This is a genomic window from Nocardia yamanashiensis, from assembly GCF_021183565.1.
Lineage (GTDB): Bacteria > Actinomycetota > Actinomycetes > Mycobacteriales > Mycobacteriaceae > Nocardia > Nocardia yamanashiensis.
Map to the genome: position 1 here is coordinate 1,751,387 of NZ_CP089226.1, position 13,042 is coordinate 1,764,428.

A 13,042-nucleotide genomic window follows, 5' to 3' on the forward strand; every position below is an offset into this window, starting at 1 on the left:
CGGGGAATCCGTGTGACGCGCCGGTGCGGGTGTCATCGATGGCCGGAATTGCCATAGTCGTGTCATTGACGCCATCCGGGCGTGGTCGCAGGCTGGAGGCATGCGGGTGGTGCTGATGGTGGTGTTCGACGGGTTCCAATTGCTGGACCTGTCCGGGCCCGCCGATGTGTTCAGCGGGGCCGCGTTCCTGGGGGCCACGCCCGGGTATCGGGTGGAGATCGCGGCGACGCCCGCCGGGCCGGTGCGGTCCGCGAGCGGGGTCGAGGTGATCGCACGACATGACCTCGCGACCTGGGACGAACCCGTCGACACGCTGCTCGTGGCCGGGGGCCTGTCGTCATGGGCGGCGTGCCGGGACGCGGCGCTGGTGGGCGGGATCGAACGGGTCGCCGGGATGTCCACGCGGACCGGGTCGGTGTGCTCGGGGGCGTTCCTGCTGGCGCAGGCCGGACTGTTGGAGGGCCGCCGGGCCACCACGCACTGGGCGGGCGGAGAACTGCTGGCGCGTGAATTTCCCGGTGTGCGCACCGAACCCGATCGGATCTATGTGCAGGACGGGCCGGTGTGGACCTCGGCCGGGGTGACCGCGGGGATCGATTTGGCGCTGGCCATCGTGGCCGCCGATCACGGGCCGGAGCTGGCCCGGGAGGTGGCGCGGTGGCTGGTGGTGTATCTGCATCGGCCGGGCGGGCAGAGCCAGTTCAGCGCACCCATCGCCGCGGGTCCGCCGAAACGGGATTCCCTTCGCACGCTTCAGGTTTGGCTGGAGGAGAACCTCGCCGAGGATCTGTCGCTGGCGGCGCTGGCGGCACGCACGGGGATGAGCACGCGGCATTTCTCGCGGGTGTTCGCCGGGGAGACGGGGCTGACGCCGGCCCGCTACGTCGAACGGGTGCGGATCGGCGCGGCGCGGCGGCTGCTGGAAACCACCGACCAGCCCCTGGATCGGGTCGCGGCTGCCGTCGGGCTCGGCAGTCCCGAGACGCTGTATCGGATCTTCCACCGCCACTTGGGAATTCCGCCGGGCGAGTATCGCGCCCGGTTCACTCGGTTCTGAAAGAGAGATCGTCTGATGACATTCCAGATCGCCATCGTGTTGTATCCGGGGCTCACCGTGCTGGATGCGATCGGTCCCTACGAGGTGCTGCGCAATCTGCCGGACAGTGAACTGCGGTTCGTGTCCAACGAGGTCGGGCCGATCGTGTCCGACAGCGGGGTGCTGGTGCTCGGGGCCACGCACACGTTCGCCGAGACGCCGGCTCCCGACCTGGTACTGGTACCAGGTTCCGCGTCGGCGACGGCGACGGCCATGGCGGACAAGGAATTGGTGGAATGGTTGCGGGCGGTCCATCGGACGACGCAGTGGACCACCTCGGTGTGCAGCGGCGCGCTGGTGCTGGCCGCCGCCGATATTCTGCGCGGGCATCCGGCCACCACGCACTGGGCGGCGCAGCCCGCGCTGGCCGCGTTCGGGGCGAAATCCCGGCCGCACGAGCGGATCGTGCGCAGCGGGAAGATCGTCACCGCCGCCGGGGTGTCGGCCGGGATCGATCTCGGGCTGTGGCTGGCGGGGGAGATCGCGGGGGAGGAGCGGGCGCAGCTGATCCAGCTGGCCATCGAATACGACCCGCATCCGCCGTTCGACACCGGCCACCCGGACAAGGCGTCCGCGGATCTGCTGCGCAAGGCGCGGCTGGAGATGACGAAAATCGCTGCCGGGCCGCGGCTTCCGGTCGATATCGCCACCTCGCTCTGGCGGCTCGCCCTGAATCGCGCACGCGACCGCAAGACCCGCGCCGCGGTGTGAATCGGTCGGTCCGCCAATCGAATCCGGTGATGGGGGTAGCGTCGGGGGATGGAGCGCCTCGAGGCCGGGTTCTTCGTGGACCCGCACGCCTACTACCGGCAGTGGCGGGAACAGGGGCCGGTGCGGTGCGTCGACTTCGGTGACGGGCTGCGGCGGTGGATCGTGCTCGGATACGCCGAGGGGCGGGCGTTGCTCGCCGATCCGCGACTGGCCAAGGACATCGACCGGCTGACCGCGCTAGTGGCGGCGAAACGGGGTGTGCCGCAGCGGGATACGCCGCTCGACCCGGGGATGCGGCACATGCTCAATGCCGATGCGCCCGACCATACCCGGCTGCGTAAAGCGGTGAGCAGGGCGTTCACCGGGCGGCGCATTGCCGGGCTGCGTCCGCTCATCGAGCGCACCGCCGAGGATCTCCTCACCGGGATGGCCGCCGCCGAGGAGGTGGATCTGCTCGAAGCATTCGCGGTTCCGCTGCCGGTGGCGGTCATCTGCGATCTGCTCGACGTCGCCATCGACGATCACGATGCGTTCCGGGAGTGGACCAAGGCGATCGTGGGGACGGTGTCCGCGCCGGCCGATCGGGTGCGGGCGCAGGCTCGGATGGTGGAGTTCCTGCGGAAGTTGCTGCGGCGCAAACGCGCTCAGCCGGGGGATGACCTGCTCTCCGTGCTCGTCACCGATGCCGAGGCGCGGCTGGACGAGGACGAGCTCATCGGGATGGCATTGCTGCTGCTCGTCGCCGGGCACGAAACCACCGTCAATCTCATCGGGAACGGTACGCTCGCGCTGTTGCGGGATCGGGCGCGGTGGGAGGAGTTGTGCGGCGATCCGGCCGGTATTCCGGCGGTCGTCGAAGAGTTCCTGCGCTTGGACGGACCCGTGAATCTGGCCACCACCCGGTACACCACGGAGCCGATTCCGGTGGGGGACACCGTTATCCCCGCCGGTGAACTCGTGTCCATCGCGCTGGCCGCCGCGAATCGGGATCCCGGGCAGTATCCCGCGCCTACCGCCCTCGCACCGGAAACCAACCAGTCGGCCCACCTGGGGTTCGGGCACGGGCTGCACTTCTGCCTCGGTGCGCCGCTGGCTCGGCTGGAAGGCGCGATCGCCTTCACCGCGCTGCTTCGCCGCTACCCGAAGCTTCGCTTGGCTGCGGCCGAATCGGAGCTGCGGTGGTATCCGAACCCGGTCATTCGCGGGCTGACGGCGTTGCCGGTGCGGCTGCGCTGACGTGCTCGGGTGAGCTGGACGGTCAGGACGATGGTCGCGATTGCGCTGGCGGAGAGGATGATCGGGAGGATCGACGTCCCGGTCTGATCCGCGATGCGAGCGATCGGGTTCGGGAAACCGAGCCGATCGAATGCCCAGCCCAGGGCCGCGAGCATCACCAGGAGCGAAGCGCCCACGCGCAGGACCGGCTGGGCTCCGGTGGCCGCCAACACCAGCAGCGGCGGCAGGGCGAGGGCGACCAGTAGTAGTTGCACGGCCTCGATGCCGAGATTGAATCCGAGCACGCTGAGCGCCAGTTGACCGGTGGACAGCTTCAATTCGGCCAGGGTGAATGCGAACGCCATGCCGTGGACCAGGCCGAAGGCTCCGGCGACCAGGGCTTCGCGGCCCGGGAACAGCGGGCGGATCGCATGTGCGCCGCCCACCAGAATCGTTGCGGCGATCAGTGTTTCGATCGGGCGGGCCGGGAGATCCACGCGGGTCAACGCGCTGACCACGAGCGCGACCGAGTGACCGATGGTGAATGCGATGGTGACGGCCACGATGTGCCGCACCGCGCGGCCTGCCCGCCGGTCCGGATACCAGCGACCGGCCTTTGCGATCAGCACCGCCGGCAGAAGCAGGGTGAACAGGAACAGGAGATGGTCGGTGCCTTCGAGGATATGGTGGCCGCCGAGGACGACCATGCCGGCGAAGCCGCGCCAGACGCCGGCATCGGTCAGATCCACCGAGAGCGGCGGGACGGTCATCGAGGCGGCGTCCACGCGCAGGACACCGATTTGCCTTGCCGCGTTACCGGATTCGACCTGTCCGGCTTGCCAGTCCTGGCGGACCGCGACGATGGCGGTATGCGTGACGACCTTGTGTATGACGGCGTCGTAGGTCAGCGTGAAATGGCGCATGCCGGCGCCCGCCGGTGGGGTGAGCACGGCGTGCGCGACCAGTTCCTTATCGGGGCCGGTCGCTGTCCGGTCCGTGTAGTCCAATCTGAGGTCGGTGATTCGGACGGTCCACGGCACACCCGCTGACGTGGCGGGCCGCAGGTGGTCGCGCAGATAGGTCGCCAGTCCGGTGCTCTCGGTGTCCGACAGCCGCGTGCGCAGGTCGACACGGATGCCGCTCGCCTCCGCGAGATCCATCGTGGGGATCAGCAGTTCGGCTTCGATCGCGGTTTCGCGCACATCGAGGAACACCTTGGTTCCCGGCATCGGATGTGCTTGCGCGGGTGCGGTATTCGGGTTGCACAGCAGGGCGAGCACCGCGCAACCCAGGACGATCAGTGCGGTTCGGAGCGTTCGTGTCACAGGCCGATGATGCGCGGATCACCGGGATCGCCGAATCGGCCGATCGACCTATTTCGCGGAGGCGACCTTGTCCACGGCGGCCACGAACAGCTTGTCGAAGGCCGCGGCGTCCAGTCCGGTGTCCATGGATACCGCCGAGAGGTTGACGGTCATCCCGCGCACCAGCGCAATAGCGTCGATCTTGATGCCGGTGGTGGAGCCCGCGCCGGAGCTGCCGCTGGTGCTGTACGCGACGGCCTGATCGGCCCGCAGCCCGGCGGGTAGCTGATGCGCCGTGAACTTCAGGTGAATGTCGCTGTTGCCCTGCCGGATAGTGATATCGGCGCACTTGCCGAGGATGGTGTTCTTGATCTCGGCGATATCCATCGCGCGGTCGATCACCGCCTCGGCGTAGAACACGCCACGATCGTCATCCGTCGCGGCGACCGCCGAAATGCTGCTGTCCGGAACGCCGGACATGACATCCCGGGTGTCCTCGGTGCAGCCCGCCGGCGTCACCGTCTCGTGGCTGACCGTGGTCGATTCCCCGGGCTGCGCGGCCGGAATGATCTCCGTCTTGGTCCCCGCCGGGAAATCCGATTCGGTGAGCAGTAGCTCGGCGCGCGGTGTGCTCGGTTTCGGCTGGGATGTAGTGGACCCGCTATCGGAATCGCCGCATCCGGTGGTCAGTACGGCGACCATGGTCGCCGCTACCGCTATTCCGCCCCATCGCATCCGGCGATGATAGTCGTTCCTCACTCGAGGAAACGCCGTAATTCGGCGGTCACGAATTCGGGATTCTCCTCGACCAGCCAATGTCCGGCATGCGGAACATCAACGGCCCTGACGATATTGGTCATGCGGGGTGACACGGTGCCGCGAACCGCGTCCAGTTGCCCCTGCGCGGTCATGAGCAGGGTGGGTACGGCGGTCGGTGCGGCGGCGGTGGTATCGCGAACATCCTGGTCGAGAGTGCGATACAGGTCGAACCCGCCCGAGAGCCGCTCGGGTTCGCTGTATGTCCGTGCGAATTCACTGATCTCCGCATCAGTGAACGGTGACCGGTCCGACGTGCCCCCGAAAGCCGTGCCGCCGAACGAAACCTGCGGATAGAACAGCGCCAGATACTCCCGCACATGATCACCGAGCACCGTCTCCGGCACGCGCCGCTGATTATGAAAAGCGATGTGCCAGCTCATGGTTCGATAGGTCGCCGCATCGATTGCCGGACCCGGCAACGGCAGATCGAGGTATCCCAGCCGTGCGGTATCCGCCGGGAACTGCGCGGCATATTGGAACGCCACCGCTGCACCGAAGTCATGCCCGATGACCTGCGCGTCACGCACGCCCAGCCCGATCATGAGCGTGTGGACGTACCGCGCCAGCGTGGCCTTGTCGTACCCGCTGGGCGACCCCGAACTATCGCCCAGCCCAGGCAGGTCCACCGCGTACACGGTGTGGTTCTCGGCGAGCGCCGGCATGATCGGCCACCAGCCGTACCAGGTCTGCGGCCAGCCGTGAAGCAACACCACCGGCGTACCCGTGCCGCCCTTCACGTAATGCATGCGAACGCCGTCGACGTCGGCGAACTCGTGCCGGAAGGTGCTTTCGAAAGCCGGATCGCCCGCGGTGGCGGCGGCATAGGGCGCGATGTCCGGTGACGGGTCCGAACAAGCGACACCACCCGTCACGATTGTCAGGCTGAGCAGGGCAGCGCCCGCCGCGCGAACGAACCGCTCATATCTGCCTGCCACCCGCATTGCGCTGGTCATCGAGACTCCTTAGGTCGAGAAGTGCCCAGTCTCGCCACCCACCCCGCGACCTGGCACGCCCTCTTGCGGTTTCGGCAAGATGAATCGCATGGACCGCACCACCGACGAAGTCCTCGACCAGGTAGGCCCCCGCCTCCGCGCCCTGCGCCAATCCCGCGCCATCACCCTCGCCGACCTAGCCACCCGAACCGGCGTATCCGAAAGCACCCTCTCCCGCCTCGAAAGCGGCCACCGCCGAGCCACCCTGGAACTCCTCCTCCCGCTCTCCCGCATCTACGACGTCCCCCTGGACGATCTCGTAGGAGCCCCCCGAACCGGCGACCCTCGAATCCACCTCAAACCCATCACCCGAGCCGGCATGACCTACATCCCGCTGTCCCGCCGCCCCGGCGGCGTGAACGCCTTCAAACTCTTGATTCCCGCCACCCGTGACCCACTGGAACCAACCCTCCAAACCCACGAAGGCACCGAATGGCTCTACGTCCTCAACGGCCACCTCCGTCTCGTACTCGGCGACCGCGACCTCACCCTCCCACCCGGCGAAGCCGCCGAATTCGACACCGCCACCCCACACTGGCTGGGCACCGCCGACGGCAATCCGGTAGAGCTCCTCATCCTCTTCGGACTCCAGGGAATCCGCACCCACATCCGCTGAACCTCAGCGCTTTTCGGTCAGCTGACGTACTCACGCGGATCGACGCGAGCGGCGACCGGCCAAGCCGACGTTTCGACCGCAGGATGCCCCGATACCGCGCGTACGGCTTCGTCGATGGTGCAGGCCGAGCAGATGTAGATGGGACGATCGACGGACATGCGGGTGCGTGCCGGCGCGAAACGGCCCCACGGTTGGGCGCAGCGTGGGCAGTGCGGGGCAACCAATCCGACCCCGTACACCGGGCCGATGGAACGCTTGTCGAGTAGTCGATCAGGTTGGTGCTCAATGTGATACGGAAAGATGCCCATGGCGTGCATGGCAGCGGCGGGATCCGGCAACCCTACGGTGGTCGAGCGGCCATCGGTTCTGCGGATATGCAAAGCGGGGCCTCCTCGCAAGGCCAACGTCTTTACGCGTTTGCGACGCCCTGCGATACCCCAGCCTCCGGTTTTCGCGGTTCGGACGATTTCGACGTGGTAGATGCTTTCTCGGGAAATTTTGTAACGGGGGAAGCCGAAGAACCCGAAATTGACGATCAGGCCGTTGGGTCCTGCGCTGATGCGCTGGCTGGTCGTGAGCAGAGCCTGCGCAGCGGTCAAGGCAAGCCCGACATTGAGGAGGATTTCCCCCCACAGTGGGCCTGGCACAGTCAAGTTGACGCCGTAATTGACGGAGAAGGTACCGATTCCGAACCAGAAGTTCGGCCAGTTGGTGACGCGGCTCGTGTAGACAGTCGCGACAGGCATTACATCAACTCCTGGATCATGCCGAGCACCTCGGCCTTGCTGTACCCATTCGCGCGTGCGGCATCGATCAACTGCCGAGCAGCCTGCTCCACCGGCGCCGAAACCGGAGCCTTGGCGGTAACCCGAACCCCCCGCCCCCGCCGAAAATCCACCACCCCCTCCTCCCGCAGCCGCCGATAAGCCGCCAACACAGTATTCCGGTCCACATCCAACGCCAGCGCCAATTCCGTTGCAGGCGGCAACTGTTCATTCACCGCCAACCCCCCGTTGGTCACCGCCCGCCGAACACACCCCGCAATCTGCTCCTGCAACGACACCCTGGATGCCTGATCGATGTACCACAACATGGTGCTAATGAAACTAGCACTATTTACCGCTCCAGGCGCGCCGAAATCCACCGGAGCCCTGTCCTTCTGCGTCTTCCAGGGTGTGGACTTGCCCAGGCGTACGGCGTGCCGTGACTACAGAGCGCTCCATGTCCATGGCTTGGCGACATCTCCACGCAGGCAGGAGATTCGGTGGATTGCCTGGTGTGCGGCGGAGGGATCGGCGGCTGCTCGATCGAGTGCGAAGCCGACCCAGCGCAGTTCTTGGATGTCGGCGAATAGCCGGAAGTTCGGGTCGGTTGTGAGGGAGTATCCGCCGTACGCGTCAACGAAGGTTCGGTAGGCGTCGGCTGAGATGCGTTCGAAGTCGGTGTAATCCACGGCGAGCTGTACGAGGTCCCAGGCTCGGTTGCCGACCGACACCTTGTCGAGGTCGAGCAGCGTGGGAATGCCGGACTGCTGAGGAACCAGGAGGTTTCCTTGCCATGCGTCACCGTGAATCACGCGGACCGAGTCGCGTGCCGGTGTCGAGGAGAAGGCCTGTTCGAGCTCGTCGTGATGGTTCAACAACCACGACCGATTCTCGGCATCGATTGCGTCCGCATGCGCCAGCCGGGTGCGGAGTCCAGCGAACGGATCGTATGGGGGTAGAACAGGGTCGGATGGGATGGGCAGAGTGTGCAGGGCCCGGAGCATCGTGCCCAGTTCGGCCGGAGTGGCGGGGCGATGGTCAGGGATCCAACGCCACCAAGTGACGGGCCGCGCGTCGATGACTATCGGCTGCGGGAGGTCGGGATTCGGTTCGACCGTGGGAATGCCGGAGCTGTTGAGCCAGCGGGAGATAGCGATCTCGCGCGCGGCGGCGTCACTGGTTCCGGGCCGTCCGATCCTGGCCGCGATGTCACCACCGACGCGGTAGATGGCGTGGGAGCCGTCGCGGATCAAACTGCTGCCAGTTGCGTTCAGGCCCGCGACGCCCGCGGCCCTGGCCAGTATGTCTGCCGAGGTAGCGGTCGTGCTCGGGCGATTCACTCGGTCGGTCTTTCCATGTACGGGTCACCGAGGATCGCGCTGCGGAGTTCGGTAACGCCGGAAATTCGGCGGTGTCGTGACGACGCCGCTGCGAGCTGCTGAAGTTCTCCGTGGAGTCGATGGGAGCTCAGGGTGCTGGCTGTAGCCACCGCTTCCAGTCCCAGTGCCACGGCCTCGGTAGGGTCGCCGAGTCGCATTGTGAGCGTTGCCAACCGGGTCAGCGAGAGCGTTCGGGAACGCGGGTAGTCGGCTCCTTGCAGTGCGACAGCCTTCCGGATGCGCGGTTCGGCCAGTTCGATGCGGCCGCGTTCACGTGCGATCGGGATGAGCGCCTTTCCCGTGCCGCCGAGGTGCTCGGCCGCGTCGTAGTAGCACAGCCACGGTGGGTCGTCCTGTGGTGTACGTGCGGCGAATTGTTCGTCGGCGCTGGCTACTTCGGCGAGTGCCTCGCTGGTACGTCCGAGGGCGCCGAGGTACTGGGCGCGTAGGGCGCCGAGCATGGCACGGGCGGTCGCGGTGAGCCGATCCGAGCGCACCTGCGCGAGTTCGATCAGTGACAGTGCGTCGTCGGTGTTCCCGATGTAGGCGGCTCTGCGTGCCATGTCGGCGAGGCAGGCCGCACGCAAGCCCCATGATCCTGCCGCGTCGGCACACCAGAGCGCGAAACGGAAGTAGCGGTCGGCAGTGAGATGATCGCCGGCATCGAACGCCGCGTATCCGGCGACCTCACTGAGGTTCCCGACGGCCACCAGTAGGGCTTGCCGGATCTGTGTCGTGGCCTTGCCGTCGATCAACGGAGTGAACCTCCGGAGGCTCTCTGCCGCAAGGGAATCCGTGGAGCCGCCGCCACGGGTGTTCTCGGCCGCCGCTGCTTCGCGGACAGCGCTTCGGACATTTGCCACATCGGCAGTCCCGACGTTGGGAGTCGCCGAAATCCGCGCCGGGTCGCTTGCCCGGAAATCGGCCGGCACGCGCGCCAGATCGAATGGGCTGAAGCAACTTACCGCTTGTGGTGCCGACGATCGAGGATCGCGGTGGCGGGCGGGAGTGAACCCGAGTTCGGCATCCGAAGCGTCGAGAACGGCCCGCAGTGCCTCCCGGTAGCCCTCGTTGGGCCAGCGCACCATCCCACGCTCATAGCGGGCAACCGTGTGGCTGTCGAAGTCTCGGCGCTCGCCCCGGGTACGCCAGAGATAGTCGTTGACGGCATCCGCCAGTTCGGTGCGGCTCATGGAACGCCCAGGCACGATCGGCGAGGGTGCGGCCTCGCGACGTCGTTGCAGCTGCAGGTTCGGTGGCATCCTGCTCCGATTTTGCCCCATAATCTGCCCTCTCACGAGATATCCGCGAAGCGCCAGGCTGAGATTCGAGGCCTTCGGCAACCGCTGGGGCTGGACAACCGGTCGAATGGGGCGATCATGAGGACGAAACCTGCCGCGCTGGGTTATCTGCGTACCGACGTCAGCGGTGTACAACAGCAATGGGACGAGACGCGAATTCGCAGTCTCGCAGCCAGATTGGGCTATGCCTTGCGGAAGACGGTCGCCTTCGGTGAGCGCACCGACCAGCCTGTCGAGCGGCTGGTCAATGTCGTGAGAAGACTGGATGCGGAGGCCGTTGTCGTTCCAGGTCCACACCATTTCGAAGGTCATCGGATTCCCGCCGAACTGGTACGAGTCGTCGATGTGATCACCGTTGATCCGGACGCGACCCACGCGCGAACGGCCCTTGGTGAGCTGCCAGAGCTGAACGGAGCCCCGTAGTCGCGGTGCGGTCCGTGTCGAGGTTCGAAGGTGGGGGCACGGTGAAGGCCCAGAAGTGGTGTGTTTCTGGGCCTTCGGTTGTTTGCCGTCAGGCCGCTACGAAGACGGTCAGGCGGTAGAGGACGGCGGAGCCCCAGTTGACGTTTACGTGGACGTCGATTGTTCCGTCGTCGTGTGGGGCGATTCCGCCGACGTTGATGAAGGCGGAACCGAGGAAGGGCATGTCGATGTTGCCGGTGTTTCTGGAGATTTCGACTACGGAGGCCCATACCCGGCTGGAGCGCTGGGTTTGGGGTAGGCCGAGGTCGGTGGACTTCAGCGAGATTTTCTGGACGCCGTTGCCGCGGTAGGTCCAGCTGCCTGCATAGACGTTGAGACTCATGGTTTTCCCCCCTGTGGGCGAAGGCGGGCGCCTTCGCGAGTGGTGTGTCGATCGGATGGTCGGATCGGCACGTTGCCTATGTTGCCGTGTGGTGGGGGTGGTGGAATGCGTAGGCGTCTACTCGAAATCTGCCGGTTTTGCCGTGTTGCTCCAGGTAGATCGACTGCCTGGAAGCGGAATCGCGAAGGCCCGGAAGCGTTGGGCTTCCGGGCCTTCGGAGGTAGTGCGGGGTCAGCCGCGGCGGCGGTTGCCTCCGCCGGTGCGGGAGAAGCCGGCGAGGCCGCCGGTGCTGCCCGCGGGGGCGGCGCCGCGGCCGGAGGTACGGGTGCCCGCGTTGGAGGAGGTGCTGCGGGTTCCGTTGCCGGATGCGTTGCGGCCGTTGCCGGTTGCGGTGCGGCCGTTGGTGGAGCCGGTGCTGTTGTTGCGTGCTGCGCCGGTGCCGGTGGTGCGGCCGCCCGCGTTGGCGGGCTTGCGGCCGCCGGTTGTGTTGTGGGCGTTGGAGTTGCGGCCTTCGCCGGTGGATTGGGTGCCGCGCGCGGGGCGTTTGCGGGCGGTGGGGGCGCCGACGGGGCTGTTGCGGGGCTGGTTGGTGCGGGGCTGGCCCTGGGCGGCGCCGCGGTTGCGGGGGCGGCGGCGGGGGCCGGTGGCGCGGTCGTCGGCCGTGTCGACGGGGTGGGATTCGACGTGGGGGAGAGCCACAAGGGGAGCCACGGTGCCGACCAGGGCCGCTACCGCGGGGGAGTCGGGGGTGACCGGCTGGGGCTTGACGTCGATCTTGGCCTTGCGCATCAGGGCGGTGAGGTCGGCACGCTGGTCGGGGAGGATCAGGGTGATGACGTCACCGGCGCTGCCGGCGCGAGCGGTGCGGCCGGAGCGGTGCAGGTAGGCCTTGTGCTCGGCGGGCGGGTCGACGTGGACCACGAGTTCCACGCCGTCCACGTGGACGCCGCGGGCTGCCACGTCGGTGGCGACCAGGACCTTGGCCGAGCCTTCGGCGAAGAGTGCCAGGTTGCGGTCGCGAGCGGGCTGGGAGAGGTTGCCGTGCAGGTCCACGGCGGGGATGCCGGAGACGGTGAGCTGCTTGGCGAGTTTGCGCGCCTGATGTTTGGTGCGGGTGAACAGGATTCGGCGGCTGGTGCCGGAGGCGAGGCGGTGCACCACGGCACGCTTCGCATCGGCGGTCTTGACCTCGAAGACGTGGTGGGTCATCGCGGCGACGGGAGAGTTGGCTTCGTCGACCGAATGCAGCACCGCTTCGGGCAGGAAGCGCTTGACGAGCTTGTTCACGCCGTTGTCCAGGGTCGCGGAGAACAGCAGCCGCTGGCCGTGCTCGGGGGTGGCGGCCAGGATGCGGGTGACGGCGGGCAGGAAGCCCAGGTCGGCCATGTGGTCGGCTTCGTCGATAACGGTCACCTCGACGGCGTCGAGGCTGATCAGGCCCTGCTTCATGAGATCTTCGAGACGACCGGGGCAGGCCACGACGATATCCATGCCGCGCTTGAGCGCCTGCACCTGACGATGCTGCGAGACGCCGCCGAAAATGGTGGTGACGGTCATGCGGTAGGCCGAGACCAGCGGGTCCATGGCCGCCGCGATCTGGGTGGCCAGCTCGCGGGTGGGCGCCAGCACCAGCCCGACCGGGCGATTCGGCACGCGCTTACCGGCCAGGTCACCGGCCAGGCGATCGATCATGGGGATGGAGAAGGCGAGGGTCTTGCCGCTGCCCGTCTTGCCGCGGCCGAGCACATCGCGGCCCCGCAGCGAATCGGGCAGGGTGTCGGCCTGGATGGGGAAGGGGGCGGTGATGCCGGCGGCGGTGAGCGCACGCACGAGCGGTTCCTTCACGCCGAGGGACGCGAAGGTGGCGGGGGTCGAATTCATAGGTGTTGCAGTGCCTTTCGGGCATCGGGTGGTGCCCGAGCCGTGCTGCGGACGACAGGTCCGCGCCGGGGGCACGAATGGCGAGATTGCCGATGGGCAAAATCGATCGCCGTAAGGAAAGCTTGCCGCGCAGTTGGGGCTGCTTGCGAAGTGGTAGCG

The 13,042-nt window shown here is 67.1% G+C and carries 14 protein-coding genes; 5 read left to right on the forward strand and 9 right to left on the reverse strand.

What is annotated here, in order from left to right:
* Positions 1–100 precede the first annotated feature (100 nt).
* Genes LTV02_RS08425 through LTV02_RS08435 form a run of 3 tightly spaced genes read left to right on the forward strand, consistent with a single transcriptional unit; the run spans position 101 to position 3,043 of the window.
* Positions 101–1,057 (forward strand): GlxA family transcriptional regulator, encoded by a 957-nt coding sequence (locus LTV02_RS08425; protein ID WP_233039446.1) that lies wholly within the window; start codon positions 101–103, stop codon positions 1,055–1,057.
* A 15-nt stretch (positions 1,058–1,072) separates the two neighbouring features.
* The gene (locus LTV02_RS08430) at positions 1,073–1,807 is read left to right on the forward strand and encodes a DJ-1/PfpI family protein (protein ID WP_067712552.1); all 735 of its coding nucleotides are present in this window, start codon (positions 1,073–1,075) and stop codon (positions 1,805–1,807) included.
* A 48-nt stretch (positions 1,808–1,855) separates the two neighbouring features.
* Entirely contained in the window at positions 1,856–3,043 is a 1,188-nt protein-coding gene (locus LTV02_RS08435; RefSeq protein WP_233039447.1) for a cytochrome P450 family protein, read from the forward strand.
* Here LTV02_RS08435 and LTV02_RS08440 read toward each other — a convergent pair.
* The 3 genes from LTV02_RS08440 to LTV02_RS08450 are packed head-to-tail and all read right to left on the reverse strand — an operon-like array spanning position 2,944 to position 6,098.
* On the reverse strand, positions 2,944–4,347 hold the full coding sequence (locus tag LTV02_RS08440) for a HupE/UreJ family protein (protein ID WP_233039448.1): 1,404 nt from the start codon (positions 4,345–4,347) through the stop codon (positions 2,944–2,946). The two genes, LTV02_RS08435 and LTV02_RS08440, sit on opposite strands and share 100 nt — an antisense overlap.
* A gap of 48 nt (positions 4,348–4,395) precedes the next feature.
* The gene (locus LTV02_RS08445) at positions 4,396–5,061 is read right to left on the reverse strand and encodes a hypothetical protein (protein WP_233039449.1); all 666 of its coding nucleotides are present in this window, start codon (positions 5,059–5,061) and stop codon (positions 4,396–4,398) included.
* A 20-nt stretch (positions 5,062–5,081) separates the two neighbouring features.
* Positions 5,082–6,098 carry an alpha/beta fold hydrolase gene (locus tag LTV02_RS08450; RefSeq protein WP_233039450.1) on the reverse strand — a complete coding sequence of 339 codons (1,017 nt, stop codon included), beginning with the start codon at positions 6,096–6,098 and terminating at the stop codon, positions 5,082–5,084.
* Positions 6,099–6,186: 88 nt separating this feature from the next.
* Between LTV02_RS08450 and LTV02_RS08455 the strand changes: the two genes are divergently transcribed.
* Complete coding sequence (locus tag LTV02_RS08455; protein ID WP_233039451.1) at positions 6,187–6,753, forward strand: helix-turn-helix domain-containing protein; 567 nt, start codon at positions 6,187–6,189, stop codon at positions 6,751–6,753.
* Between the two features lie 17 nt (positions 6,754–6,770).
* On the opposite strand, the gene LTV02_RS08460 is transcribed toward LTV02_RS08455, so the two are convergent.
* The 4 genes from LTV02_RS08460 to LTV02_RS08475 form a co-directional block, all read right to left on the reverse strand.
* Positions 6,771–7,499 (reverse strand): hypothetical protein, encoded by a 729-nt coding sequence (locus LTV02_RS08460; RefSeq protein WP_233039452.1) that lies wholly within the window; start codon positions 7,497–7,499, stop codon positions 6,771–6,773.
* Positions 7,499–7,846 carry a GntR family transcriptional regulator gene (locus tag LTV02_RS08465; RefSeq protein WP_233039453.1) on the reverse strand — a complete coding sequence of 116 codons (348 nt, stop codon included), beginning with the start codon at positions 7,844–7,846 and terminating at the stop codon, positions 7,499–7,501. The genes LTV02_RS08460 and LTV02_RS08465 overlap by 1 nt, the downstream gene beginning before the upstream one ends.
* A 114-nt stretch (positions 7,847–7,960) precedes the next feature.
* Positions 7,961–8,857, reverse strand: coding sequence for a phosphotransferase enzyme family protein (locus LTV02_RS08470; RefSeq protein WP_233039454.1), 897 nt, complete (start codon positions 8,855–8,857; stop codon positions 7,961–7,963).
* Positions 8,854–10,089, reverse strand: coding sequence for an XRE family transcriptional regulator (locus LTV02_RS08475; protein WP_233039455.1), 1,236 nt, complete (start codon positions 10,087–10,089; stop codon positions 8,854–8,856). The genes LTV02_RS08470 and LTV02_RS08475 overlap by 4 nt, the downstream gene beginning before the upstream one ends.
* 186 nt (positions 10,090–10,275) lie before the next feature.
* On the opposite strand from LTV02_RS08475, the gene LTV02_RS08480 reads away from it, so the two are divergent.
* Positions 10,276–10,620, forward strand: coding sequence for a hypothetical protein (locus tag LTV02_RS08480; protein ID WP_233039456.1), 345 nt, complete (start codon positions 10,276–10,278; stop codon positions 10,618–10,620).
* Between the two features lie 88 nt (positions 10,621–10,708).
* On the opposite strand, the gene LTV02_RS08485 is transcribed toward LTV02_RS08480, so the two are convergent.
* Both LTV02_RS08485 and LTV02_RS08490 read right to left on the reverse strand, forming a co-directional pair.
* Positions 10,709–11,002: a hypothetical protein gene (locus LTV02_RS08485; protein WP_233039457.1), complete on the reverse strand. Its 294-nt coding sequence runs from the start codon at positions 11,000–11,002 to the stop codon at positions 10,709–10,711.
* A 231-nt stretch (positions 11,003–11,233) separates the two neighbouring features.
* Positions 11,234–12,883: a DEAD/DEAH box helicase gene (locus LTV02_RS08490; protein ID WP_233039458.1), complete on the reverse strand. Its 1,650-nt coding sequence runs from the start codon at positions 12,881–12,883 to the stop codon at positions 11,234–11,236.
* Positions 12,884–13,042: the final 159 nt, after the last annotated feature.

Excerpts from the sequence above, each read along its gene's own strand:
- LTV02_RS08485 (WP_233039457.1), bottom strand. The coding sequence starts at position 11,002 with ATGAGTCTCAACGTCTATGCAGGCAGCTGGACCTACCGCGGCAACGGC.
- LTV02_RS08465 (WP_233039453.1), bottom strand. The coding sequence starts at position 7,846 with ATGTTGTGGTACATCGATCAGGCATCCAGGGTGTCGTTGCAGGAGCAG.
- LTV02_RS08430 (WP_067712552.1), top strand. The coding sequence starts at position 1,073 with ATGACATTCCAGATCGCCATCGTGTTGTATCCGGGGCTCACCGTGCTG.
- LTV02_RS08480 (WP_233039456.1), top strand. The coding sequence starts at position 10,276 with ATGAGGACGAAACCTGCCGCGCTGGGTTATCTGCGTACCGACGTCAGC.
- LTV02_RS08445 (WP_233039449.1), bottom strand. The coding sequence starts at position 5,061 with ATGCGATGGGGCGGAATAGCGGTAGCGGCGACCATGGTCGCCGTACTG.
- LTV02_RS08475 (WP_233039455.1), bottom strand. The coding sequence starts at position 10,089 with ATGAGCCGCACCGAACTGGCGGATGCCGTCAACGACTATCTCTGGCGT.
- LTV02_RS08460 (WP_233039452.1), bottom strand. The coding sequence starts at position 7,499 with ATGCCTGTCGCGACTGTCTACACGAGCCGCGTCACCAACTGGCCGAAC.
- LTV02_RS08455 (WP_233039451.1), top strand. The coding sequence starts at position 6,187 with ATGGACCGCACCACCGACGAAGTCCTCGACCAGGTAGGCCCCCGCCTC.
- LTV02_RS08450 (WP_233039450.1), bottom strand. The coding sequence starts at position 6,098 with ATGACCAGCGCAATGCGGGTGGCAGGCAGATATGAGCGGTTCGTTCGC.
- LTV02_RS08425 (WP_233039446.1), top strand. The coding sequence starts at position 101 with ATGCGGGTGGTGCTGATGGTGGTGTTCGACGGGTTCCAATTGCTGGAC.
- LTV02_RS08435 (WP_233039447.1), top strand. The coding sequence starts at position 1,856 with ATGGAGCGCCTCGAGGCCGGGTTCTTCGTGGACCCGCACGCCTACTAC.
- LTV02_RS08490 (WP_233039458.1), bottom strand. The coding sequence starts at position 12,883 with ATGAATTCGACCCCCGCCACCTTCGCGTCCCTCGGCGTGAAGGAACCG.